The 24,483-nt window shown below is 66.6% G+C and carries 26 protein-coding genes; 3 read left to right on the top strand and 23 right to left on the bottom strand.

What is annotated here, in order from left to right:
- Window positions 1-18 precede the first annotated feature (18 nt).
- The 4 genes from OG241_RS36850 to OG241_RS36835 all read right to left on the bottom strand — a co-directional run bounded on the left by OG241_RS36850 (window position 19) and on the right by OG241_RS36835 (window position 2,678).
- On the bottom strand, window positions 19-1,227 hold the full coding sequence (locus tag OG241_RS36850; protein ID WP_405821665.1) for a hypothetical protein: 1,209 nt from the start codon (window positions 1,225-1,227) through the stop codon (window positions 19-21).
- A gap of 131 nt (window positions 1,228-1,358) precedes the next feature.
- Window positions 1,359-1,676: a type VII secretion target gene (locus OG241_RS36845; protein ID WP_405821663.1), complete on the bottom strand. Its 318-nt coding sequence runs from the start codon at window positions 1,674-1,676 to the stop codon at window positions 1,359-1,361.
- A 292-nt stretch (window positions 1,677-1,968) separates the two neighbouring features.
- Window positions 1,969-2,310, bottom strand: coding sequence for a helix-turn-helix domain-containing protein (locus tag OG241_RS36840; RefSeq protein ID WP_405821661.1), 342 nt, complete (start codon window positions 2,308-2,310; stop codon window positions 1,969-1,971).
- Window positions 2,304-2,678 (bottom strand): type II toxin-antitoxin system RelE/ParE family toxin, encoded by a 375-nt coding sequence (locus OG241_RS36835; RefSeq protein ID WP_405821659.1) that lies wholly within the window; start codon window positions 2,676-2,678, stop codon window positions 2,304-2,306. Before OG241_RS36835 ends, OG241_RS36840 begins: the two co-directional genes overlap by 7 nt.
- 231 nt (window positions 2,679-2,909) lie before the next feature.
- On the opposite strand from OG241_RS36835, the gene OG241_RS36830 reads away from it, so the two are divergent.
- A complete protein-coding gene (locus OG241_RS36830) occupies window positions 2,910-3,062 on the top strand; it encodes a Scr1 family TA system antitoxin-like transcriptional regulator (RefSeq protein WP_405821657.1) in 153 nt (50 codons plus the stop codon).
- Between the two features lie 194 nt (window positions 3,063-3,256).
- On the opposite strand, the gene OG241_RS36825 is transcribed toward OG241_RS36830, so the two are convergent.
- From OG241_RS36825 to OG241_RS36765, 13 genes are all read right to left on the bottom strand, one after another.
- Entirely contained in the window at window positions 3,257-3,874 is a 618-nt protein-coding gene (locus OG241_RS36825) for an OmpA family protein (RefSeq protein WP_405821655.1), read from the bottom strand.
- A gap of 2 nt (window positions 3,875-3,876) precedes the next feature.
- Window positions 3,877-4,473: a hypothetical protein gene (locus tag OG241_RS36820; RefSeq protein ID WP_405821653.1), complete on the bottom strand. Its 597-nt coding sequence runs from the start codon at window positions 4,471-4,473 to the stop codon at window positions 3,877-3,879.
- A gap of 15 nt (window positions 4,474-4,488) precedes the next feature.
- Window positions 4,489-5,058 carry a pilus assembly protein TadG-related protein gene (locus OG241_RS36815; RefSeq protein ID WP_405826640.1) on the bottom strand — a complete coding sequence of 190 codons (570 nt, stop codon included), beginning with the start codon at window positions 5,056-5,058 and terminating at the stop codon, window positions 4,489-4,491.
- A gap of 35 nt (window positions 5,059-5,093) precedes the next feature.
- Entirely contained in the window at window positions 5,094-5,252 is a 159-nt protein-coding gene (locus OG241_RS36810) for a hypothetical protein (protein WP_405826638.1), read from the bottom strand.
- A gap of 150 nt (window positions 5,253-5,402) precedes the next feature.
- Entirely contained in the window at window positions 5,403-6,167 is a 765-nt protein-coding gene (locus OG241_RS36805) for a response regulator (RefSeq protein ID WP_405821651.1), read from the bottom strand.
- A complete protein-coding gene (locus OG241_RS36800) occupies window positions 6,154-7,494 on the bottom strand; it encodes a sensor histidine kinase (protein WP_405821649.1) in 1,341 nt (446 codons plus the stop codon). Before OG241_RS36800 ends, OG241_RS36805 begins: the two co-directional genes overlap by 14 nt.
- Before the next feature lie 25 nt (window positions 7,495-7,519).
- Window positions 7,520-8,410, bottom strand: a complete 891-nt coding sequence (locus tag OG241_RS36795; RefSeq protein WP_405826636.1) for a DUF5936 domain-containing protein — start codon at window positions 8,408-8,410, stop codon at window positions 7,520-7,522.
- A gap of 17 nt (window positions 8,411-8,427) precedes the next feature.
- Entirely contained in the window at window positions 8,428-9,369 is a 942-nt protein-coding gene (locus tag OG241_RS36790; protein WP_405821647.1) for a type II secretion system F family protein, read from the bottom strand.
- Window positions 9,370-9,448: 79 nt separating this feature from the next.
- On the bottom strand, window positions 9,449-10,795 hold the full coding sequence (locus OG241_RS36785) for a CpaF family protein (protein WP_405821645.1): 1,347 nt from the start codon (window positions 10,793-10,795) through the stop codon (window positions 9,449-9,451).
- A gap of 111 nt (window positions 10,796-10,906) precedes the next feature.
- On the bottom strand, window positions 10,907-11,296 hold the full coding sequence (locus OG241_RS36780) for a TadE/TadG family type IV pilus assembly protein (protein WP_405821643.1): 390 nt from the start codon (window positions 11,294-11,296) through the stop codon (window positions 10,907-10,909).
- A complete protein-coding gene (locus tag OG241_RS36775; RefSeq protein ID WP_405821641.1) occupies window positions 11,293-12,927 on the bottom strand; it encodes a CpaE family protein in 1,635 nt (544 codons plus the stop codon). The genes OG241_RS36780 and OG241_RS36775 overlap by 4 nt, the downstream gene beginning before the upstream one ends.
- 131 nt (window positions 12,928-13,058) lie before the next feature.
- A complete protein-coding gene (gene cpaB, locus OG241_RS36770; RefSeq protein WP_405821640.1) occupies window positions 13,059-13,778 on the bottom strand; it encodes a Flp pilus assembly protein CpaB in 720 nt (239 codons plus the stop codon).
- Window positions 13,779-13,829: 51 nt separating this feature from the next.
- On the bottom strand, window positions 13,830-14,726 hold the full coding sequence (locus OG241_RS36765; protein WP_405821638.1) for a hypothetical protein: 897 nt from the start codon (window positions 14,724-14,726) through the stop codon (window positions 13,830-13,832).
- 351 nt (window positions 14,727-15,077) lie between these two features.
- On the opposite strand from OG241_RS36765, the gene OG241_RS36760 reads away from it, so the two are divergent.
- The gene (locus tag OG241_RS36760; protein WP_405821636.1) at window positions 15,078-15,341 is read left to right on the top strand and encodes a hypothetical protein; all 264 of its coding nucleotides are present in this window, start codon (window positions 15,078-15,080) and stop codon (window positions 15,339-15,341) included.
- A 118-nt stretch (window positions 15,342-15,459) separates the two neighbouring features.
- Here the strand turns inward: OG241_RS36760 and OG241_RS36755 are convergent, their stop codons facing one another.
- From OG241_RS36755 to OG241_RS36730, 6 genes are all read right to left on the bottom strand, one after another.
- Window positions 15,460-15,936: a hypothetical protein gene (locus tag OG241_RS36755; RefSeq protein ID WP_405821634.1), complete on the bottom strand. Its 477-nt coding sequence runs from the start codon at window positions 15,934-15,936 to the stop codon at window positions 15,460-15,462.
- 37 nt (window positions 15,937-15,973) lie between these two features.
- Window positions 15,974-16,915: a hypothetical protein gene (locus OG241_RS36750; RefSeq protein WP_405821632.1), complete on the bottom strand. Its 942-nt coding sequence runs from the start codon at window positions 16,913-16,915 to the stop codon at window positions 15,974-15,976.
- 345 nt (window positions 16,916-17,260) lie between these two features.
- Window positions 17,261-18,004 (bottom strand): hypothetical protein, encoded by a 744-nt coding sequence (locus OG241_RS36745; protein WP_405821631.1) that lies wholly within the window; start codon window positions 18,002-18,004, stop codon window positions 17,261-17,263.
- Between the two features lie 195 nt (window positions 18,005-18,199).
- Window positions 18,200-18,628 (bottom strand): hypothetical protein, encoded by a 429-nt coding sequence (locus OG241_RS36740; RefSeq protein WP_405821629.1) that lies wholly within the window; start codon window positions 18,626-18,628, stop codon window positions 18,200-18,202.
- Window positions 18,629-18,638: 10 nt separating this feature from the next.
- Window positions 18,639-23,255, bottom strand: coding sequence for a DUF6531 domain-containing protein (locus OG241_RS36735; protein ID WP_405821627.1), 4,617 nt, complete (start codon window positions 23,253-23,255; stop codon window positions 18,639-18,641).
- 109 nt (window positions 23,256-23,364) lie between these two features.
- On the bottom strand, window positions 23,365-23,658 hold the full coding sequence (locus OG241_RS36730; RefSeq protein ID WP_405821625.1) for a DUF6881 domain-containing protein: 294 nt from the start codon (window positions 23,656-23,658) through the stop codon (window positions 23,365-23,367).
- Window positions 23,659-23,802: 144 nt separating this feature from the next.
- On the opposite strand from OG241_RS36730, the gene OG241_RS36725 reads away from it, so the two are divergent.
- The gene (locus OG241_RS36725) at window positions 23,803-24,465 is read left to right on the top strand and encodes a hypothetical protein (RefSeq protein ID WP_405821624.1); all 663 of its coding nucleotides are present in this window, start codon (window positions 23,803-23,805) and stop codon (window positions 24,463-24,465) included.
- The last annotated feature ends 18 nt before the right edge of the window (window positions 24,466-24,483 follow it).

The following is a 24,483-nucleotide window of genomic DNA, read 5'->3' as shown; positions in this document are numbered from 1 at the left end:
TCTCTCTGTGTTCAAGGCTCAGCGAAGGTACTGGACAAGACCAAAAAGTGCACCGCCGTCAATCCCTAGCCGCGCGCCGTCGATGCCCGCCACGGTGCCGTCCTTGATCCCGTCGTCATCTGCGTCCACCCACTTGTTGTACAGGCCAAAGCCAGCGGTGCCCACGCCAATCGAGCCAGAGGCGATTTCGACCGCTTTAATGGACTGGCTTGCCCGGGCACCCCGAATCGTCAGGCCAAGCAGGGAGTTGTCCAGGTCGGCGATGGCCTTCGCATGCTCCATTGATGCGCTACCGAAGCGGGCCAGCCGCTGACCGGCCGTGGCGGCTTCCCCTGTCTCACCAGTGACCCGCAGGGCAGCCATGGCACCTTTACCCGCTGCACCGATTCCAGGCAGCATTCCGAGGGCATCGCCACCGACCGTGACGAGGTTGCTCCAGAAGTCCGCGTCAAGCTCGCCATGCCTGAACCCGTCCCACAGCGAAGCACGCAACGCTGGGTCGCCGACTACGCGCATCGTCAGCGCCGTAGCGCTCAACATCGCCGCAGCGATCAGCAGCACCGCAGCGGCCGTCCCGCCCGTCACGACGAATAGCGCCGCCAGCCCAACTACAGCTGCCACGCTGCTGAGGATGTCCGGAAGGTTGTCGCCCAGCCAATCGAGTGTTTCATCGAGCCACCCGGGCTCATGCGGTGCCAGTTTCTTCGTCGCGTCGCGGATCTTCGTTGCCCGGTATTTCGCTTTGTCCTCGTGTTCCTCGGCCAGCGTCCGAGCCCTGCCCCGGATCTTCTCCAGCTGAGCCTCGGCATCATCCACGACCGCGTTCGCACGGGCCACCGCCTTTTTCGCGGCGCCGTGATCGGCGCCCTTCCTGTCCAGGCCCGGATCGCCTTCGGCCTCGGTCGCGCGCCCCTTCGCCCGGTCCACGACGCCTTGGGCTTCTTTCGCGTCCCCTTCGAGACGCTTGGCGCGACGCTGGAAGTCCTCCAGTTCGCCTTCCCAACGGTCGAGTTGCCTGGCCGCCTTGCGGATTGAGTGCGCGGCGTTCCTCAGATTCAGCGGCAGCGGACCGCCGTCAAGCTGCTCTCGGAATGCGACGGCGGCGTCGCCCTCCCAGTAGCTGCCGTCCATCAGGTTGGTGACGAGTTCATGCGTCCCTTCAAGGACCTTCGCGCAACCGACGAGCTTCTTGTGCAGCCCCCGGACGGTCTCAGGGTCGCCCGGCACAGGATTGAACCCCAGGTGCGGGTAGTCAGGGTTCGGGACGGGCGGGTAAGACTTCAGCCCCTGCGGAAGGTCACCGTTCCTACGCGCCTGGGAATCTGGGTACGGTGACGGTTCGACCCCCGGAGCAACACTCACTTCTGGCCCCCGCCCTTGCCGTCCCGGGCCTTCTTCAAGGCTTCTTCAAGCGCCTTGTCGACCTCTCGGTAGCTGTCCTTGCTCTTCCCGATGATGTCGGCGAGATCCTCGGTCTGCTTTCCGATCTCCTCGGCCCCGTACTTCCAGTCCTCCTGGAATTCCTGGCATGCGGAGTCCAGATCGTCCGTGCCGAGTCCGGTGATCGTCGCGTCCGACAGTGCATTGCGGACACCCTTGAGTGAATCGGTGGAATTCTTCAACATTTTCATGAATCGCGAGAGTTCGTCACCGTCGACTGCCAGCCGCTCCGCCATGCTCCCATTGCCCCCAAGGCCTCAACTCGCCTGTACGTGTAGAGCGTGGCGATCCTCAGTAGGCGACACATTTCCCTCCAGTATCGGAAAGGATCACCGGGTAGTGGAAATAGCTGGCCGCACCAACCCACGTGTCAGAAGTGTGTGACAAGCGGGCCCTTACGGGGTTGCACCGTAAAGCGGTGAACACGCACTTTGGCGGCCTACGCCATACGCTCGCCGAATGCCACACCTGGCAAGTCCCCCGAGCAGAGTCGTGGCATCTTCCGCACAGCCAGCTTGGTGATCCGGCTTACGCGGCGCGCTCAACGAAGGCCACCGTGTTGCCGCCGTCGGCCACTACGTGCAGATCTACTGTGACGTCCAGCGCACCTGCCAGACGGACCAGAAGGTCAGCAGTCACAGGCAGTATGCCGCCCAGTTCCAAGGCCTCCACCGCATCGGCGGTCATTCCGAGGCGTTCGCCCAGCGCAGACTGAGGTAGGCCAAGGGAGGTACGCCGGTCGTACACCAGTTGCCCCAGGGCGTGTGCCAGCCGAATTTGCTCACGTTCGGCGACGATCTCCGGGGGTTCCTCGTGCCCCTGAACAGCGCGCCGTTCCTGAGCCAGCCTCCAACGGGCGTGATTCACCATTCCTCCCGGAAGTCACGTGTGAACTCCTCATGCGCGGGGCCGTGCTCCGCCTCGCACAGTACCTTTGCCTGCTTGGCACGCTTGACCTCCGCCTCCTCCCGCATCCGAGTCTTCCGAAAGACCGTGAGCAGGACGATACGCCGGCCTGGCGCCAGCCAGTACGTCACTCGTACAGAGTTTCCGTCCAAGATGAAGCGCAACTCCCGTACACCCTCACCCAGACTACGTGAATGCGGCTCACCGAGCGTGGTTGGCCACAACGCAAGCAGTTCTGCTTTCTCCTCAGCCTGCCGAAAGTGACGAGGAGGGAGCGTCTCAAGCCAGAGTCGCACTTCTGGTTCCAGTTCGATCGCGAAGAGCGCTGTCACACCTCGAACGTAGACATCAACGCGAGTCGGCATCCTCGTATCCAGTCCCGCTTCACCCATTCGTGGACTCCCCCGACGCCCCTTACCCGTCGAAGCCCCAGTCCTCCCGGTAGGCCGGGCTGCTGGACGTCGCGGAGCCGGAGCGGTTTGCCACCCGTGTGCGAACCGTCCAGGTCATGCCCGTACCAGAGCTTCTCCCGCACCCAGGAGTGCGCCTGAGCTGTTTTCGCCGTGGTTCTACCACCCTTGCCCCGGCTGCAGATGGAGTTGCGCAGCGCCCACCGCATGGGGCGCCAACAGCTCGTCAAACGTTCCATGCCGATGTCGTACGTTGCGTACGTCCATGAAGCCGCCTTGCGTGTGCCGTCGGCGGTAGCGGCGTGACCCGTGAGCAGCTCAAGGGGCTGTGTGTGCGGTCCAAGTGCGCGGACGCCGAGGTGCGGGTAGCTCATTCGGCGTGGGCGGTTTTCCCGGAGCGGGGTATGCCCTTCCGTTGGTGTGACACATGGAGGCTGCCGTCCAGTCCCGACGCCACACTGAGACTCCTCCGCAAGGTGGAGATCTCGGCGGAAGAGACCTCACTCCCCCTTCTGGAACGTCACCTCCACCCGCCGGTTCTTCCGTCGGCCCTGTTCCGAGGTGTTGTCGGCGATGGGGTAGTCCTCGCTGTAGCCCCGCACCTGGAAGGTGACGTCTCCGCCGAGGCCGGCGGCCAGTTCGTCGTGGACCATCTCCGCGCGGTTCTTGGAGAGGGTCAGGCCGTGGGCGTACGAGCCGAGGTTGTCGGTGAAGCCGAACACCCTGACGTTCGTTGCCTTCTGGGCCTTGATCTCGTCCGCGATCGCCTGGATGCGGGAGCGGGCCTCCGGGTTGAGCTTCGAGCTGTCCTTGGGGAAGAGGACCTCCGCCTGGAGGGCGAACGTCACGGTCTCGCTCGTGTCCACTCGGCGTTCCTCGCCGCCCATGTCCTCCACGATCGACTTGATGTCCAGGACCTTGGCTGCGGCGAGCGTGGCACCGTCGGCGAGTTTCAGGCCGGGGCTGTTCGCATCCACCTCAGGTGGTGGAGAGGTCGTGACCGAGCCCGGGGGCGCGCTGGGATCGTCCGCGGCAGCGGGCGGACCCGTCAGGGAAAGGGTGGCGAGTACGACCAAAGCCGTGAGTAGCGTCGAGGCGGGGCGGCTGGTGACGGCCATGGTCACTCGCCTTCGGAGATCTCGATCGACGCCGGAGGCATCGCACCGACAAGGAAGTCCACCTGGGTGGAGCCCTCCGGAGGAGCGGGGAACTGGGCGAACCAGGCGGTCGTCTGGCCTCCGTCTACGCCACCGCCCTCGAACTTCGTACACAGGCAACGCCCGTCGGTGTCGCGGAGGACGAGGTACTTCTTCTTGGCTTTGCTGTCCACCAGTGCCGCTCCGGCGAGGGAGGAACCGTTCTTACTCAGCTCACGTTCGTCACCGCGCCAGTCCGCCGCGATCCAGAACTCCCCGCCGTTGTTGGTGACCGTGCCATTCACCGTGACGAAGCCTCCCTGGTCCCGAACGGCCGAAGTGACGCTGAGTGTGATGTCGCCGCTCTTCACCTCGGCCAGCGCCGGTTCGGCGGCCGGTGCCGGAGAATCCGTTTTCTCTTCTCCGCCACTCTCGGTCCGGCTCGGTGCCGATGAGGACGTCTTGCTGTCGGTCTTGTCGCCGTCTCCTCCCCCGCAGCCGGCCACCGTGAGGAGCAACCCGGTCGCGATCGCCACCGCGGTCACTGCCCTACGGCTCTTCATGGTGTGCCGAAACTTCATCGGTACGACTTCCTCTCACTCGGCCAGATGCACAGAGAACAGCACGGACGCGTCGGGGAAGTCGTCCGGATCGAAATCTACGGGGTCGATGTTCACGGTCTGGCCGTCACAGTCCAGGACGATCGGCTTCGTGGGATCCGCAGCGGGATCGAAATCGCAGCGGGGCTGGATGACGGCGACGGCATCGGCCTTGGCGTGCATGCCCTCCGTGCCCGGGATGATCGACGCGCCGACCGTGTTGTTGGTCTCCACGGCGACGCGGAATCCGGGATAGCCGTCCATCACGACAGGTTCGGCGCCGCCCTGGACGGTTGAGTCGTTCGCGGCAGCCAGAGTCTGTGCGGCCTCGGTGGCCCCGACAGCCGGCGGATCCTGGCCGTTCAGCCAGTCGAGCCAGTCGCCGCCCTGTCCGATCGTGCCCGTCAGCGTGTCCACCAGTTCGTCCCGGGCGTCCTGTGCCGCCGCCAACGCAGCAGCGTCCGCCGCGGATTGGGCTCCGTTGCGGACGGACGCTGCTTGGGCGAAGACGAAGAACGCCACGGCGGTGAAGAGCAGGATCCCCGTCAGCCAGATGTAGATCGGCAGCGTCTGCCCACGATCACCCAGAAGGCGTGCGGCGGTCAGCCGCCTGTGACGTTGGTGACCGCGGTCCGAATCGCCGTCGAGATCAGACCGTCCAGTCCGATTTGGTCGATCAGTGTGAAGATCCCGGCAATGATGATCATCAGGCCCGCGTACTCCACGAACCCGGCTCCCGCGTCCCGCTGTCTGCCCCGCATCCGAGAGACGACAGTCCACGTCCACCTGTTGAACCTGTCCACTGCGCCTGCCCTTCCGCCGAACGCCACTACCGACCCGGACACCGTACGTGAAAGACCCTCTACTCCGCGTGGGCCCAAGGGCCCAACTTCCCCCCTCCGTACGCCCCATCACTCCCACCCCTCCCGAGCCGTACCCAGCCATCGGGCGATCGCTTCGCTCCGTGTCGTGCTGTGCAGCTTTGCGAAGATGCGGTTGATGTGGTTCTTGACGGTCTTCTCGCTGATGAAACAAGTGGCGGCGATTTGCTGGTTGTTCACCCCAGCCGCGATGAGATCCATGACCTCCACCTCCCTTGAACTCAGGCCGAAGTCCGGGCGGTTGCGGTCATGGACGGCCAGTGTCGTCGCGTGGCCCAGCCTGGTCTTTGGGGTCTGTCGCAAGAGTGCCATAATTGGTTGCAGGTGCGAAGAACTTTCGTTCGGTTCGTAGGAAACGCCGAGCGAATCCGCCGCCTCCCGGCCCGGAGCCGGGGCGGGCGTCGACCGGGTTCGCCGCCCCACCGCCCGTACCGCCTCCGTCAGCTCCTCCGTCGTGAAGCCTCCGTGGACCAGGTAGCCCGACGCTCCCTTGTGCAGCGCCTGCCTCACCACCGCCGGCTCGCTGCTGTACGTCAGCATCATCACGGGGGCCAGCCGGGCCAGCCGGGGCAGGGCTGTGAGGCCGTCGGTGCCTGGCATGCGTACGTCGAGCAGGACCACGTCAGGGTGCACTCGCTCCGCCGCCGCCACCGCCTCCGTGCCGTTCGACGCCTCCGCGACGACCTCCATGTCCGCGTGACCGCCCAACAGCGCCGTCAGGCCCGCCCGTACCACCGGGTTGTCGTCCGCCACCAGAACTCTCAGCGGCTCCGGCCGCCGTTCAGCTGTGGACATGCGATGCGGCCTCCTTCCGGGACCGGGGGCCGGGTACGTAGTCGAGGCCGGGAGACCTCACGTCCACGCTGATCTCCGTGCCCCCCTCCTCGCACCGGCTCAGGTGAATCACGGCGCCCAGCGTCCTCGCCCGTTCCACCATGCCCAGCACGCCGAAGTGGCCTGATCTGGCGCTCTCTTCGAGGTTCAGGGGGGTCGGGAGGCCCACTCCGTTGTCCCGGACGCGGAGCGTCACGCCCTCCCCCGACGACTTCGCCTCCAGCGTCACCCTCGTCGCGTCGGCATGCCTGCGCGTGTTCTCCAGTGCCTCCGACACGATCGCCAGGAGGTGGTGTGCCGTCCGGTGCGGGAGGGTGGCGAGCTGTCCGGACTGCGTTTCCAGGGTTGTACGGATTCCCGTGCTCTGCTCGAACTCCGCCGCCCTGTGCGCCAGTTCAGCGCGCAGGTCCACGTCCGGTGCCGTCAGGTCCGTGTGGTGGCGCAGGTCGGTGAGGAGCTCGCGGGACTCCGCTGCGGCGCGGCGGGCCGCCGAGGCCACCAGGGTCGCCTGGCGGCGTACCGCCTCCGGTTTCGCCCCGTCGTCCGACGAGGTCGCCGACAGGGCCTCCGCCGCCAGTGCCAGACCGTACAGGGTCTTCGCCACCGAGTCGTGCATCTCCCGTGCCAGGCGGGCCCGTTCCGAGTCGACCGCTTCCGCCACCGCCAGCCGGGAGTTCGCCTCCGCCAGTGCCTCGCTCGCCGTACCGAAGCGGAACATCAGGTTGCGCAGCGTGACGCCGATGATGCCGGCGCCGATGCAGAAGCCCGCTATGAGGAGGGTGCTGGTGCCGGTGCCCGGGCGGTGTTCCCAGGCTCGGTGGACGGTGAGGAGCACCACCAGTTGCAGGCCCGTGAAGACGCCTGAGCCGCGCCAGCCGTAGAGGAGGCCTGCGAGGAGCGGGGTGCAGACCGTGGCGTAGGCGAGCGGGGAGGCGGGGGACGCCATGAGGAGGAGTATCGCCGCGAACATCAGGTCCGCCGCCATGAGGGTGGGGTGGGCCAGGAGGCGGGGGGCCAGGCGGTCCCAGTCCCGGTACATGGCGTACGAGGCCGTGATGCCCAGGACCGCCGCCGCCAGGACCGCGTAACGCGGGGGCCCCTGAGCCGTGTTGGTCATCGCGAAGGGGGTGCCGAGGGCCAGCATCGTCATGCGTACGGCGAACGTCTGGCGGCACAGGGCCTGGAGGGCGTTCAGTTGGAGGCGGACGGTGGCAGGCGCGGGGGCGTCGTCGGCCAGGTAGCCGGCGGTCGGGTCGTAGCCCCGGCCGTGCCTCACACGCCGTCGCATGTCCGTCACCCACGCCTTCATGGCCTCAACGCCCCAGAATCGAGCCGAAGTTCGTACCCGAGCCGAGGAACATGCCGGTCGCGATGAGGATCATCGTCGCCGGGAGCATGAACACCAGGGTGACGAGGGTTGCCTTGGGGATCGTCTTCGCGGCGCGGCGGCGGGATTCCTGGGCGTCCGTACGGCGCATGTCCGCCGCGATCTGGATCAGGGTCTCGGCGATCGGGGAGCCGAGTTCCTCGCCCTGCTGGAGCGCCGAGACGAACTGGGCCACCTGCTCACTGGAGTTGCGCTTGCGCAGCTCGTCGAAGGCCTGGCGGCGGCTGACACCCATGTCCATCTGGCGCAGGGTGATACGGAGTTCGTCCGCCCAGGGGCCCTCGTACTTCTCGGCCACCCGGTCCAGGGCCTGTCGGAAGCCCAGGCCCGCCGAGACCACCACCGCGAGTACGTCCAGGAAGTCCGGGAGCGTGCGGTCGATGACCTCCTTGCGTTCCCGTACCGCCTGCCAGATCGCGAGGTCCGACGCCGTCGCTCCGAACACGAACGTGACGACCGCCAGGAGCAGTTGGCCGTTCGTGAGGAAGATCAGGCCCATGAGGACGCCGAAGGAGACGTAGACCGCGCGACGGGCCGCGTAGCGGGAGATGGTCAGGCCGCCGGGGTTACCCGCCATGTCGATGCGGAGGCGTTTCGCGTCGACCCGGCGGGGGCCCATCAGGCGTAGGACGAGGGGCGCGAAGCGTATGCCCATGCGGTCGACCGCCGAGTCCGCTTTCGAGACCCGGGTGCCGCCCACCTCCAGGGCGAGTTGCAGGTCGGAGGGGAGTTTGACGTCGGCTCGGATCATGCGGATGCCCAGCAGGACGCCCGCGACCGCGATCGCCATCAACAGGGCCAGCAGCAGTGGCAGCAGCACAGTGAACTCCCCCCTCACACTTCGATCTTGCCCAGGCGGCGGATGACGAAGAAGCCGACCGTGTACAGGCCCAGGGAGAGGAGGATCAGGCCCTGGCCCAGGCCGGAGCCGGTCACCTTCTCCAACGCGCCCTCGTTCGAGGAGTTGATGAGGAGGAGTGAGCCGAGGCCGAGGCAGGGGACCGTGAATGCCGTGGCGTTGACCTCCGACAGCATCGTGCGGACCTCGCGACGGGTCTCCTTGCGGTCTTCGAGGGTCTGGGTGAGGTTGCGCAGCGAGCTGACCACCGAGCCGCCCGCCTTGTTGGCCAGCACCAACGTGGTGACGAGTACGACCAGTTCGCGGGACGGGAGGCGTTCCGCAAGCTCGCTCAACGCGTCGTCGACCGTCCGGCCCAGGCTCAACTGGTCGGCCACCCGCGCCAGTTCCTCGCCCGCGGGGGCCTCCAGTTCCTCCGCCGCCATCGCCAGTGACGTACGCAGCGCGAGGCCGGCCGCTGTCGCGTTGGCCAGCAGTCGGGCCACGTCGGGGAGTTGGTTGATGAACGCCTCGATGCGTTTCTGGCGTTGCCAGTTGAGGAAGATCGCCGCGCCCCAGATCGTCACCAGCGCGGCGATCGGGCCGAAGAAGGGGGCCAGTACGGCTGCTGCCAGCAGCCAGAGCGCCACACCGACCGCGGTGACGTAGGTGAAGAACTCGCCCGCTGTCAGGTCCAGTCCGGTCGCCGAGAGACGCAGGTGGATCGTACGGCCGAGGCGGGTGCGGCGCAGTCGGCGGTCGACGGTCGCGAACCGGCGTACGCGGCCTGCCGCCGTGTGCAGCGCGCCGCCTCCGGAGAGACGGTCTTCGAGCGCCTGGCGCTGGGCGCGGCCGGTGGCGTACGTGTGCACGCCCGCGACGGCGAGTGTGCAGCACAGCATGGTGGCGCCCAACGCCAGCGGGACCGAGTTGTTCATGGCTTCTCGCTCCGCACGGTCGTCCTGGTCGTCGTCGGTTTCGTGGTCGGTTTCGTGGTCGGTTTCGTCGTCCGGGTGTTCATCCGATGGCCTGCCTCGTGTCCGTCACGTCGAGCACCTCGGCCACTCCGAACGCCGGTGGCAGCGACTCGTTCGCCAGGTACAGCTTCTCGGCGACCGGGCGGGGCACCGGAAGGTGTTCGAAGTAGCCCTGGGCGCGGCGGTCGGGGCCGGTCGGTCGGGTGACGTAGCGGGAGACGGTCGCGATGCGGAACTGTTCGCGGCCGTGGGAGACGAGCAGGGCGATCTCCGCGATACGGCGGGAACCGTCGACATGGCGGGCGAGTTGGACGACCACGTCGACCGCCGAGTTGATCTGGTCCTTCAACGCCTCGAAGGGGATCATGACTTCGGACATCGAGCCCAGGGTCTGCAGCCGCATCAGCGCGTCCTCCGCCGAGTTGGCGTGGACGGTGGCCAGCGAACCGTCGTGGCCGGTGGACATCGCCTGGAGCATGTCGAGGGTCTCACCGCCTCGGACCTCACCGACGATGATGCGGTCGGGGCGCATACGCAGGGAGTTGCGGACCAGGTCGCGGATGGTGATCTGGCCCTTGCCCTCCACGTTCGGCGGACGCGATTCGAGGCGGATCACGTGTTCCTGCTGGAGCTGGAGTTCGGCCGAGTCCTCGATGGTGATGATGCGTTCGTGGGAGGGGACCAGGCCGGAGAGGGCATTGAGGAGGGTGGTCTTGCCGGTGCCCGTGCCGCCGCTGACGATGACGTTGAAGCGGGCGCGGACGAACGCCGCGAGAAGCATCAGCATCTGCTCGTCGAGCGAGCCGAGGCCGATCAGCTCCGGGAGTGTGTAGGCGCGGGGGAAGCGGCGGATCGTGAGCGTCGGGCCGGTGAGGGAGAGCGGCGGGATGATGACGTTGACGCGTTCGCCGGTGGGCAGCCGGGCGTCGACCATCGGATTCGACTCGTCCACCCGCCTGTTGACCGTCGAGACGATCCGCTCGATGGTCTGCATCAGCTGCTCGCTCGACGCGAAGCGCATGGGGAGCTGTTCGACGCGGCCCGCTCGTTCCACGAAGATCGAGTCGGGGCCGTTGACCATGATCTCGGTGATCGACGCGTCGGCGAGGAGCGGTTCGAGGACGCCCAGGCCGAGGGCTTCGTCGACCACCCGCCGGATGAGCTGCGAGCGTTCGGCGGAGGAGAGGACCGGGCCCTCACGGCTGATGATGTGGCCGAGGACGCGTTCCAGGCGGACGCGTCGTTCGGCCGCTGCGAGGCTCGACATCTCCGCAAGGTCGATCTCTTCGAGGAGCTTGGCACGGTAGACGGCGACGAGGTGGCCGTCCTCGCGCGCGGTTCCGTTGCCGTGGTCGTCGGCGGAGGCTATGCGGGAGCGCAGGCTCATGGTCTCGGTCTCAACTCCTCTCCAGTCGGCATGTGTTGCTCGGTTCGGTCGAGGCGGCGTCTCGGTCGTTGGCCTGAGGTCAGCCGTTCAGGCCTCAGCCGTTTTAGGGCTTCAGCCGTCGTCGTCGTTGGGCATGGTGGCTCGGCGGGTCACGGGCCAGGAGTCGAAGATCGGGATGATCGCGGGGACGGTCACGGTCACGGTCGCGGTGGTCGTGTCCCCCGCGCCCGGCGGTGCGTCCACCTGGGGGTTGAGCCAGTCGCTGACGGAGGCGACACCCGCCGCCTGTCCGTCGCCCCCGAGGGAGGTCGCCCGGGCCGCGGCGCGGGCCCCCGTGCCGGCCTGGTTGATGCCGTAGCCGATCAGGCCGAGCTGGATGCAGGCCAGGCCGATGACGATGAGGATCGGGAGGAAACCGGTGAACTCCAGGATGGAGGAACCTCGGTCCCTCTCTTCCCGGACCCGGTTCGCGAGTCGGCCCCGAAGGCTCCTCGTCCTCATCCGCCCTCGTCTCCCTCCAGCGCCGCTCCCGCCTCACCGTTCACCGTCCAGTTGACGTCGAACCCCGGGAAGAACAGCGGGACTTGGGCGCTCACGGTGGCCTTCATGACCTCACCCTGGGGGCCGCAGTTGATCGCGGCGCCGTTCCAGGCTCCGGGGAGGTGCTCGCTGCCGGCGCTCTCGCAGGCTCCCTCGTAGCCTCCGGGGTCGAGGGTGTACGCCGCTGTGGCCGCGCGAGCCGCCTCGTCCGCCGCGTTCCCGGCCAACGAGTACGTGTAGCCGTACAGCACGCACTGCCACAGGATGCTCATCACGACGAGCAACAGCGGGAACATGCCCGCGAATTCGAGGGTGATCGCCCCTCGGTCGCCGCCCTTCTCCGCTCGCCGTCGGAGCGTGAGTGAGCCCCGGTCGGACGACGATGATGACTTCCGTCGCCTGCCACCGCCGCCCTCATGGACGACGACGAGCCCCAGCTCCGCGGCGAGCGCCCACAGCGCCTGCTTGACCGTCGATCTGCTGTCCAGGTCCTGGAGCCGTCCGGCGTCCACGACGCCCTGAAGTTCCTTGAACGCGGCCGGAATCGATGCGCGGGCGACCTTGGTGCCGGTGACCTTCTCGACGAGCGAGGGCTGGATCTCCGTACCCTTGGACTGCCTGTTGACGACCGTCAACGTCTCCTCGGCCTTACGGATCTGGAGGCGGTCCCAGAGGCGGACCATGCGTTTGGCGGCGCGGACGGCGACGACGTCCGGGGTGACGAGGAGCAGGGCGTGGTCGGCCATCTCGACGGCGGCGGCCGTGGCCGAGTCCATCCGGGCGCCGCAGTCGACGATCACGACGTCGTGGCGGGAGCGCAGGGCTGCGACGATCTGGCGGGTCACACGGTCGGTGACCTCCTCGCCCCGTTCGCCCTCGGCGGGGGCGAGGAGCAGGCCGATGCCGGTGTCGTGGGTGAAGACGGCGTCCTGGAGGACGCGCGGGTTGATGTCCGTGATCGCGGCCAGGTCGGCGACCGACCGGCGGAACTGGACGTCCAAGTAGGAGGCCACGTCCCCCGACTGCAGGTCCAGGTCCAGCAGGGCGACCGTATGCCCCGACGCCCTTGCCGCGAGGGCGAGTTGGACGGCGGTGACGGTGGCGCCGACGCCGCCCTTGGCGCCGGTCACGGTGACGACCGTACCGCCCGGTCCCGCGTACAACTCCGGTGCGTTGCTGCCGAGATGGCGCCGCATGCCCGACGACCAGGCCGCCGCCGCCTGTACGCGCTCGGCCAACGCCTCGTACCCGAGCGGTAGTTGGACGATGCCGCGGGCGCCGGAGTCCATGGCTGCGGTGAGGACGCCGGTGCTGGGGTCGGCGGTGATGAGGACGACCCCGACTGCCGGGAACCGCATCACCAGGTCGCGTACGAGGTCGAGGGCCGGGACCGGCCCTATCCGTTCGTGCACGAGGACGACTTCCGGCAACTCGTCGAGGGACTCGGCGGCCATCCGGGCCAGCGTGTCGAGCAGCGCGGTCGAGTCGGCGACGGGCGGGGCGGGTTCGGCGTCCGGGAGCCGGCTGAGGAGGGTGCTCAGGGCGCGGGCGGACTCGACGTCGGGGGTGGCGGCGAGGATGCGGATGGTCATCGGCGCGCCCTCGGCAGGCATGCCTGCGACCGCGACTGCGACTGTCGCTGCGACCGCCGCCGGGGCTGCGAGTGCGACTTCGGCTGCGGCTTCGGCTTCGGCTTCGTACGTACGGACCTCATGCCGGCCTCCTACTTGTCCTTCTCGAGGGTGTACGTACGGTCGGCGGCGCCGGGGACGGCCGTCAGCTCGCCGCCCGCGACGAGGGACAGCCGGACGTGCTCGGCGAACGACTCGGCGTACGCGACACGTTGGGCGTCCGGTGTCTTGAGCGCGAAGGTGATCGGGACGGCCTCCGTCGACGTACGCCGGCGTTCGTTGCTCGACTGTCCCGGTTCGAGGGCGGTGATCTTGCCGACGTCGATGACGCGCGCGTTCGTGACGAGCAGCTTGGCCTCGTCGACGCCCTTCTCGCTGTCCTTGGACTCGAAGGTGGCGTAGATGTTGACGAGCGACCCCGGGTCGATCTTTCCGGCCACACCCGTCGACGCGTCGATCATGATCGCGATCTCCTGCTCACCGGCGGCCAGGGCGGGCCGGTCGACGATCATGTCCGTCTGCAGCAGCGAACCCTTCTCCAGCCGGGTCACCGCGACCTTGCCGCGGATCTGGGAGACACGTGTGACCGCGGTCGCCGACAGCCACCGCTTCGGCATGGAGATCTTCTCGAACTGGTCGGCCGTGAGCTCCTTGTAGGGCGCGATGTCGCTCCTGAGGCGGTACGCCGTCACCTCCGGGCCGACCTTGGAGTTCACGTCGCGGATCACCGAGAGCACCCCGACGAAGGCGCCGATGGCGCACAGGGCCGAGAGGACCAGCAGGACGACGCCGCGGCGCTGGCGTGAGTTCATGACGCGGACAACCTCGATCGGGGGTGGGGACGGACACGTCTTCTACGTCTCTTACGTCGTACCTCGGGGCAGTGCTCGTACTGTTGTTCCTGTTACTCCTGCCGGGGTTCCTGCCCGTTCGAGGGCCGCGGGAAGCTCCGGAGGCGGGGCGAGTGGTGCGGCGCAGAATCCGCAGCGGTCTCCGATGAGTTCGAGACCGCACCAGTGACACTCCTCGCGGCGTACGGAGGAGACCAGTTGGTAGAGCACGGAGACGTCGTGCAGCCCCGCCGCGAACTCGACGATCTTCCCGGTTCCCCACCAGCGAGCGGACTCCGCGGGCAGCGGAACGGGTGCGACACCCTGCACACGCCAGGCGGGTGCGAGGGTGGAGGTGACCCAGTCGGAGGGCGCCTGCCCCTGCGCGACGAGCAGCCGCGTCCCGAACTCGGGCCCGGCCAGCTCCTCCTGGCCCACCCGTACGAGCTGGGCTCGCGGATTGGCCAGTACGGCGAACTGCGCGCCCGGCACCCAGGACTTGGCGTGCGACTTCAGCGACACGGGCACCCGGTCGAGCTTGGCGACGGAGCCGAGGTGGGCGCCCGCGTAGATGTAGTGGGCGAGCAGCCGGGCAGAGGAGGCGAGCACCCCGGGGCTGAAGTCGCACATGGAGAGCTGCCTCAACTGCTGTGCGAGCAGGGCGAGTCCGAGGGGCGGCAGATCGACGGCGAGCAGCGCGATCCGGTCACTCTCCAGGACGGAACGCACCGTGTGCAGCCGTCGGGTGAGGGCCGCGTCCGTGGACGCCGGGTAGAGGGCGATGACGTACCCGTGCTGCTCGATGAGCGTGTGCATCCCCATGAGGGCGCCGTCGAGACTGTCGAGGGACGGGACGGCGGCGGGCGGGGTCTGCCGGTCATGCGGTGGGAGCACCAGATCGGAACTGGTGACGGCTATCGCGGTCGGCACGCTGCACACCACCCCGTTCACTGCGACGGGGTGGTCGGCCACCGCCTCAGATCGCCCCTGTGACGTCCTCTTGCATCAGCACCTTATCCACGGCATGGCCCGCTCAACACCGAATCTTCTAGATCAACTAACGGAAGGTGGAGCTTGATCGACGGAGAGTAAGGCGAATATGCCACAAGTCGGGTGCCGGGGAGGGTAGTTGACTGGGGCCGGTGACCGAAGCCGGCGCACGCACCGAGAGTGGATCTACCAGGATTCTTCACACGTTCGACAACATCACGTCTAAACATCATCCGCGGAATTGTGGCCTCCGTCACAGCGCGTGCGGTTCACGCCTGATCCACTGCCCGGATGCTTCTCAACCTGCTCTTCCGCGTCCTCCCCTGGTACATCCGTGAGCCCTTGGTCATCACCATCTGCCTCACCCTGAGCTGCTCCAGCTTCTACTGGACCGTCAAGGGCCGAGGGTGGGGCATGTTCGGCTTCAGCGTCCTGTTTCTCGCCTTCGCGGCCTTCCGGGCATACGTCCTCAGAGGGGAGTTGAGGTCACGGCAGGCGGCGAAGAGTGCCACCCCGGCTCCTCCGTCGGCTTCTCCGGCGGCGGACGGGGTCTGATCGTCAGCGGGCCCGAGCCGGACCACGTCCAACATCGTCCTCGCGCTACCCAGGACACGGCGGTCACAACGGTGGGACCGTGCCGGGCCCCGTCCCCGGCACGGTCGGCTTCAGCCGGTCAGCAGCCGTCGGTCCAGGAGTGCGAGGCGATGTTGTCGTTGACCGACTTGTTCTTCGCCTCCCACCACGGCAGGCCGTTGTTGAAGATGTAGTCCCCTCGCGAAAGGTCCTGCCACGCGTCGCCGTGACCGAGGCAGGCGTACACCCCGCCCTGGTCCTGGTTGTAGTAGAGGTTGACGTCGTCGTAACCGCCGCCGAACCCGCGGTTCTCCAGCGACGAGGCAAGGTTGCGCATCGGCCGGCAGTTGCCCGTCACGCCGTCGTCGCCGTAGTCCCAGTCACGATTGTTCCCCGACCAGGAGCAGTGGGCGCCCCTCTGGTAGGGGTCCGCCCACGCGTGCAGCCTGCCGTCCTCCGCGGCGGCGGCCACGCGCGGCGCGGCGGCCGGTCCGTCCGCGGCCTGCGCGGCTGAGACCGGGCCGACTGTCGCGAAAAGCATCGCGGCACTGGTGGCGAGCAGGGTGAGTCGCTTCATTTCCTCATACCTCTCAGAGATTTTTTGATGGGGGGAGTCAGCCGGTCCTGACGATGTCCCGGGCGCGGTTCAGCGCCCCGGACTCCAGCGTCTTCCTGTTGATGAACTCGGTGGAATGGTCGGACTCGGTCCTCGCCCGTTCGGCGAGTGCGAGCGTGCGGGCCGTCTTCGCGAGACCCGAGGTGCCTGCGCACTGGGCCTCCGCCCTCGCGGTCGCGATCTCGGCGACGCGGGACTCGCCCGCCGAACGCAGGAACCGCTGACGTGCCTCCAGGGGGGAGCTGTACGAGTGGCCCTTGGTCCGCATGCACGTCGACCACCGTGAGACCGCCGCCGTGAAGCGCTCGTCCCGTGCGACCGCGGGCGGTACGGACCGTTCGAGAGCGTCCGTCACCTTCCACGCGCTGTACCACTTGTGCAGGTCCGAGTAGAGGGACCGTTGCGCCTCGGACTCGCACCCCTGATCGCTGTGCTGGACCGTGCCCATGCCGGGAACCCGCGCTTCCAGGCCCGTCGGCTCCGGCCCGTTCAGCGCGTCCACGGCGGCGTCCTTGCGCTCCGCGGAGAGGCTCCGGAAGTAGAGCTGGTTCGGATTCTTCGCGGCGAGCGTGTCCCGTTCCCGCTGGATGTCGCTGCCGTAGCCGTGCTCGGCGGCCCAGCCCTCGTCGTCGACAACGTACGGGAAGAGGCGGTCGACCCCTTCCGGCAGCTCCTCGACGACGTGGAAGGAGAATCCCCGCTCCTCCATGCAGTTCCGCGTCAGGAGCGCCTCGGCCTTGGCCAGGGTCTGCCGTTCGGCGGACGTGAGCGCGCGGGCGGCGACGGTCGGCCCGGGGAGGGTGGTCGTGGGGACGGTAGTCCTGGGATACGGGGGTGGTGGTGCGGTCGTGCAGGCCGACAGCGCCGGGGCTGCCAGACAGAGCAGCAGCGCGGCCACGACCTTGCCCCACCCTGGACGGGCCCTGGTGCGTCCGGCCATGTTCATCCCTCTTTCCCCCGAACCCCTGCGACACCTCGAACGGTAGGAGGACCGGCTCGCCTGCGGTCCTGACATGTGTCAGGACCACGGGACGGGCTCGGGTCGCCGTGGAAGTGCCTGCGTCAGAAACGCTGGTCAGGGGCGCCGCCATGGCGGATGAGACGGGCGGCAAGGGAACTCGACGGCGACTGACGCCCTCCGGGGCTGATGGGCGGGTTCGGTCGTCCGGCAGGGGGAAGACGGCCCGAAGTCACGTATGGGCGCGATGTGTTCGGTCCGGGGGCGAAGGGGTTTGGTCGCTTCTGCTCACCCCGGGGGAGGTGTAGAGGGCGCCTGCTGCCCGCCTCAGACGTACAGCCTCGCGATGGCGAAGCCGACGAGTTCATCGAGCCCCGTCTCCCTCGGTGTGCCGTTCTGGGTGTTCCACTCGGCGACGAACCAGGATCCGTGCCATTCGGCACGCCACACGTCGCCGTGCCGGTTCTCGAACTCCACGAAGCTCCCGGTTCCCCCGTCCATCAGCCGCAGCTCCTCCACGAGCCGCGTCGGCTCGGTGAAACCCCGTCCCGGGTTCGTGCTCCTGCCCCGGGTTCGCGTGTTGGCGTACCGCATCTTCAGAAAGGGGAGAGGTTCGCGGCCGAGATGGTTGAGGCGCAGCATGCGGTACCAGGTGACGGCCTCGTCCAGCGTCTCGTCGCCGGAGAACTCGCAGGCGTACGCCGGAAAGGTCAGCCGGACGTGCGGGGTCAGGTCCGGGTTCTCCACGCGGTAGAAGCGGTGGACCTCGGGCGCGATGCCGACGACCGCGTCGAAGCGATGGCCGGCGGGCGGTTCGAAGCCGTCGAGTGAGCCCAGAAAGGGACTACGGGCGAAGAGGGCGTCCTCGTGGTCCCGGGCGAAACGGAGGGTGCTGACAGCGAGGTCCTGGTCGTAGGAATTACGGCCGCTCAGCTGGAGCAGCCGTTTACCGTCGGCGGACAGCGCCCCCGCGAAGTCGATTCTGGGAGCCGGCGACCAGTGCCAGCTGTCGGGCAGGCCGGGAAGCGGCTCCGCGCCACGGAAGCCCGTCACTGCGGCGCGAATGTCCATCAGCGCGACCCGGCTCCTGCGTTGAGCGCTTTCGCCGTCTGTGGCAAGGCGTTGTTGACGATGCGGCGCCCCATGGGATGGTTCGGTAAACCCAGAGCGCGCCATCGGGTATGTGGTGACGGAGGCCCAGTCGGCCCTAGACGAAAACAGTCGTATGCGGGGCGTAGTTGCGAGTGCTGGTCGTGAGTCGTTGAACTAATTGAAGTCGGCATCCGAGAAGGGCTCCGGGTGTTCTCCCCAGTGAAACGCGTAGCCCCCTCCCCCCTCACGGGAAACGGCGTGCATATCTTGGTCCGGGAGGCCGAATTCCTCCCTGACCCAGCCATCCATCGCCAATGCCGCCACTTCTGATCTGAAGTGGGCGAGGGGAAAGGTAAGCGACGTGACCTTGATGATCAAACCGTCCGGGTGAGCGGCAGAGAGGTTCGGTGCATGAACCGAGAGCCCGAATGAGAGCCACGCGGCATCACGCCAATTGATCCCATCGGGAGGCGTCAACCACACTCCACGGTAAACTTGCAGGCAAAATTCCTTGTGTACGCCAGGAACCTGATGATTCCCCGTCAAGTCTGCGGCCAAGCCTCCGAACGGGCCGCGAAGACGGTAGTTGAATGTGCTGGTCATATTCTTCCCCCTAGAATTTCAAGAGATGGAAGACGGATTTACTGAATATATTTTCCGCCTGCCCCATTCCGGTAGGCGCCCGTACGTAATCATAGTCGTGAGGCGTACCGTCTCCCCATAGTCGACTGTGCTTTTCAGCAAATTCGGTTGCAGCATCCTCTCCGATCTCATGAAGATCGATCTTTTTCATGTTGGAGAAGTCGCTTGCGCTGACCCTGAACGGCATTACTTCCACATCGACCCCGCGGGAGCGAAGTCGCTCAGCATAGCGGTCGGCGTCAGCACGCGATTCCCATGAGTAGACGCCTTCCCCATAGTGGCCTCGATTTTCCGCAGTGGGCCACGGCGTGCCGTCACCCCGTAGACGTGCGGCGTTTTCTGCATCCTGCACTGAATAGAACTCGTGGTAATCGGGCGCCAATCCCAGACTATCGGATCGAGTATACGGGTTGTTGACATAGGCGACTGGGTTCGGCGCGGGTTCGAGACCGAGTGGATCCGGTGAAAGATAACGTGCCGTTTCAGGGTCGTAATGCCGGAAGTAGTTGTAGTGAAGTTCCGTTTCTGGATCGAAGTACTGTCCTGGAAAGCGGAGTGGTGTGTAGGTCGTGCAGTCGGCCGACCATGCTGTGCGGCCCCACACTGTGCTGCGTGTCCGCCAAGCGATCTCGCCTGCCTCATCGACAAGCTCGCTCGGTGTGCCGACCAGATCTGTGACGATGGCGAAGAAGCGGGAGTCGATCTCTTCCTGGGGCGCCTCCACCCGGGTAACGCGCTCGGTCTGAGTGATCGGGTGAAGGCCCTGATGATCCCAGGTGAGGGTGACCGAGTTCGCCAACTTCTGGCTGACAGTGGTCTGTTCGCAGAGTGTCGTACCGTCCCAGGTGAAGTCGGTTCGCTCAACAACGGTTTCGCCGTCGTCGGCCATGCGGAACTTGGCCGTGCGGCGGCCCATCGGGTCGTAGGTGTACCGCCACAGCGTCCCGTCGGGAGTGACAGAGGACATCAGTCGATCTTCGGCGTCCCAGGTGTAGCGCCAAGTGTCCGGTTTACGAGACAGCCGCGTTTTCTGCCGCAGCGTGATGCGTCCGAGTGCATCGTTTTCGTAGCGAACCTGGCCAGCACGTGTGATCCGTGTGCCGGTGTATGTGCGGGGCCCCGTGGCGTCATGGCTGGGGTGGGAGGTGGGCCACGTGGCGTCGATCTGGTTGCCCACCTCGTCATAGGCGTACGTCTCCGTCCAGTTCGCCGCGTGAACAGCCGTGACTCGTCCCGTCGTATCGACGTCGAGGCTGCGTGCGCCGGCCAACTGATCATCGACGCCGATGAGGTGACCGTCCGCGCGATAGGAATACGCCCGCTGTTGCACCGATCGGCCGTCCGCCGCAGTGACCGACTGGGCCGTCAGGCGCCCCCGGGCGTCGAAGGTGTGAAGGAGAGACGCGAAGTCAGCCGTGCGGCGGGTGAGTTCACGACCGGCCAAGTCGTAGCCGAACTCCACCACGCGGCCCGACGTCGTCAGATGGGTGCGGTGCCCTGCCGCGTCGTAGACCCAGGTGCTGACGGCTCCGGAAGGTGTCGTGCGCCCGGTTCGGCGACCCAAGCCGTCGTATTCGTAGGTCATGGTCCGCGCACCCGTCGTCGCGGACACGGTCTCGGACTTCAGACGGTGCAAGTTGTCGCGTTGAAGCGTGAGAGTGACGTCAGGGCCCACGGCCTGTGCGAGTTGATCGGCACGGTCGTAGCTGAAGGTGGTCACCCGACCATCCGCACTCATGCGGATTATCTGGCCCAGGACATTGCGCTCGTAGCCGATCGTCTGGCCGAGGACGTTCGTGCGGGCTCGGAGGCGCCCGGCTGCGTCGTGCTCGTACGTAAGGGTGCGGTCGTCGAAGTCCGTTTCGGATATCAGGCGGCCTGCCGAGTCGTACTCGTAATTCCACGTCATGCCCTGCGGGTTGGTCACCTGCGTGAGACGCAAATCCGTGTCGTGGGTGAACTCGTAGCGTGCTCCGTCCGGACCGGTGCGCGCGGACAGTAGATCGAAGTGACTGTATTCGTACCGGGAGACAGCACCCGTCACATCCGTGTGAGCAGTGCGGTTGCCCTCGCCGTCGTACGTCCAGGAATCAGCCGTGCCATCTGGACGGACGCGCCGGGCGAGGTATCCCTCGGCCGTCCATTCCAAGCGGGTGACGGCGCCCAAAGCATCGGTAATCGCGGTGGGCCTGCCAAAGGTGTCTCGCTCACAACGGGTCACGGCGCCGAGCGGGTCGGTGACCGATAGGGGGAGCCCCTGTGCGTCACAACTGATGCTCGTGATACTGCCCGACGGGTCGGTGACCGAGGCAAGGCCTCCCGCACCGTCATAGGCGAAGTGGGTTACGAGACCGGCCGGATCCACGACTGTCGTGCGGTTACCGCGGTTATCGTATGTCTGGAGCCGGATGGAACCATCGGAGTGCACCGCCCTTACCGGAAGTCCGAGTTCGTTGTACTCGGTCCAGATCTCGCGACCGTCCGGACGAATGATCGCGGTGGGCTGACCGTTCGCGTTATTTACGAATCGTGTTGTGTGGCCGAGTTCATCGGTCTGCGATACCACATGATGGTGGGTGTCGTACGTAGTGCGGGCCACGCCGCCCAAAGGATCGATCTCAGCGACTACTTGGCATTCGGCGTTGACGACGAATCTGGTGACCTCACCCTCGGCGTTGGTGAGGGAGGTGACGCGGCAGTTGGGCCATGCGGGATCGGTCCCGTCGTAGTCAAGCGCGATGGTGAGGTGGCCGCCTTCGCCGCCCTCCGCGATACACCGGTCCTGGTCGTCGTAGCTGTATGCGTAGCTTCGCTGGTTACTGTCGGTCCACGAGGTGACCCTCAGGCGGTCGTCATATGTGAAGTTGAGTGGGTGACCGGTCGCGTTAACGACCGTGGTCAAGGAACCGTCCGTGTAGTCGTACGTCCTGAGGACGACGTCAGAGCCGTCTTCGGCCGTCGTTGCCAGGGCCAGGGAAGTAATGCGGCCGCCCTCGACAGCGAGTTTGAGGTGTTGGCCGCTTGAGTGACGAATGGACAACGGAGTGCCATATGCGTCGTAGTCGAAGGTGATCGTGTTGTTGTTGCGATCCACTATTCGGATCAGCAGGGCGATGCCATCGACGGGGTGGCTGAAGTGGCGGGCATGGCCGGTGAGCGGGTCGTCGATGCGGTAGCCGCCGGTGTCGAGCCGGGTCAGGGGCCAGCGTGGGCCGACTGCGGGAAACACCGGCCTGTCGTCCGGTCCGGCGGGGTGCGGATAAGCGAGGAGGAGGCCGTCCTCGGTGACGAAGATGATGCCGTCCGCGTCCGTTTCGAGGTGTTGGTCGAGCGTGGAGGACCATGTAGGGCCGAACCACCAGCCGGTGCGGTGGTCGGAGGCCACACGGCGGCTGAAGACCAGCGGCAGGGTGCCGGGCAGGCTGAGGTCGGTCTGCGGCAGAAACATCGCGCCGGTGGCCATGTCCACGGGGTCGCTGCCTTTTGAGCGGACCACGTTCTTGAACCGGTTGTAGGCGCCCTTCGCTCCATCCGCCAGAGCGCCCCGAGCACCTTTACCCAGGCCTCGTACGGCCAGCCCCATGCCCTTCATGCCGCCTTTGAGCCCTTTGAGGGCGGCAACCCCGCCTTTGAGGCCCTTGGCGAGCCCGCCGAGCGTCGTCAGCCCCTTCATCCCCGGTATGCAGTCCAGCGCGGCAAAACCCACATCCCACAGGGACGCCTGCCCCTTGGAATACTTGTAGAGCGTGTCCGCGAGCACGACCAGGGCCGCGATCAGCACGATCGCACCGAGAATCGGCCCCCCGATGATCATCGCGACAACCCCGACCACCGTGACCACGATCTTGCAGACCGCCACGATGGTGTCCCAGTTGTCGACGAACCAGTCGCCGACGTCCTCCCACCAACTCCGGTTCTGAATACCGGCGTCGGAGGCCTCGTCGATCTTCCGCTTCGCCTCGCCCGCCGCCTCCTCACGCATCTTGCGCGCGTCCTCGGCCATCTTCTTCGCCGCGTCAAGAGCCGACTGCGCGCCCGACACGTCCGACTGGGCACTGCTCTGCGCCGACTTGGCATGCTGGGCGTCACGCGTGGCCGCCCGGACCTTCGCCTCGTCCGGCTTCTCCGCCGACTTGCTGCCCGTCGGATCGTCCTTGTACTTGTCCGACTCCTTCGCCGCCCGCGTCACCCACGAATCAGCAGAGGAGAGACGGGACTTGGCGGAGGACAGGTCCGCCTGCGCCTCCCTGCCCTTGGCCAGCGCCTTGTCGGCGAGGGCCTGCGCACGCTCCAGCTTCGGCCAGTAGTCAGTGAGCGCGTCACCGCACAGGTCGTACGACTTCTTCAGCTTCTTCAGGTTCTTCGGTACGTCCGAGAACTCGTCCTGGAACACCTCGGCGGTCTTGCCCGCCCACTCCAGCGTCTCGTTCTCCGACGCCATCCCCTTGATCAGACGCAGCGCATCCGCGACATCGTCCGCGAAGTCATGCAGCGTACGGGCCAGTTGGCGGACGCGGTCCGGATCCCCCGGCGTCGGGTCCTTGTCCAGGTCCAGCACATGCCAGTCAGCCGGCCGGTACCCCGCCATCCCGCAACCCCCGTCACACGAACCACTACGACAACAGTCGTACGCATAAGCGAACTTACTGGATAGGGAGTTCGAGGTGAAGGAGGTACAGGCGAGCCAGGTCGACCGTCTACGCTTGGGCGCCGTCTGGCCAGGAGGCGCCGTGCCACTCGATCTCAAATGCCTGACGGGTGATGACGACCGCCTCGAATTCGGGCTGGGAAACCACGTCTTCGATGGAACCGACCGGGACCGTGCCGAGGCCTATTTCATAGGATTCATGGAGTTCGTCAGCCCTCAACCTGCGCCCGTCCCGGTACTGGTAGACCTTTCGGACCTCGTATCCGTCGTCTCCGATCTCGTTGTAGATCCTGATCGCCTCGGACTGGAAATCGTGCAGCCAGTCCACCTTCCAGTACTCCATGTCCTCAATCCGTCCTGGGCCCTCACGCCTCTACCGCCACTCACCGGGCTCTGCGCGGATCAGAAGTTCCTCGGACCATGTCTGTGCGAGACCCCCGATACCGTATGGCCTTTGCCAGAACATCTGCCTCACGGGGAGTCCACTGTGCGCCGCTCTTTGCCCGCTGCTGTCGCGCTCGTCGCGTCCGCGTCCCTGCTGTTGACCGCCTGTGGTGGCGACGACAGCGGATCGAAGGACAACGACAAGATCGCCGGGGCCGACACCGGGAGCGAGACCTCAGCATCGTCGACGGCAACCGCTCCGGCCTCGACGTCGGCTGCTTCCACCGACCAGCCCAAGATCGAGCTGCCGTCCGATCTGACGTACAGCTTCGAGTGGCCCGAGACCGGCAACAAGGACAAGGACGCCGTCCTCAACAACAGCAAGCAGTTCATCAAGGCCGTGGACATGGCGATCGCCGAGCAGGACCCGTTGCATAAGGCGTACCTCTACTACTCCGAGGGCGACGCGGCGGCCGGAAGTGAGAAGTTCATCCGGTGGTTCGTGGACCACAAAAGCCGCATCACTGGCACCAAGCGGTACTTCGACGCCAAGGTGAACGTCAACAGTGACGGCACGGCCGGCCTCGTGTACTGCGAGGATCAGAGCAAGGCGTACGACAAGAGCCTCGAGACCGGCGAGACGGATGTGACCGCGCCGTCAAAGGACAGCTATGTCCTGTACAGCAGCCGCCTGCGGGCCAACGAGAGCGACATTTGGATCACGGAGACCCTCACATCCCAACGGGGAAGTTCCGTCTGTCAGTAGCTGGCTGCGCGGCTTCGT

The organism is Streptomyces sp. NBC_01390 (assembly GCF_045040105.1).
Lineage (GTDB): Bacteria > Actinomycetota > Actinomycetes > Streptomycetales > Streptomycetaceae > Streptomyces.
Note: the sequence above shows the minus strand (reverse complement) of the source record. Positions and strands in the feature narration are given on the sequence as shown.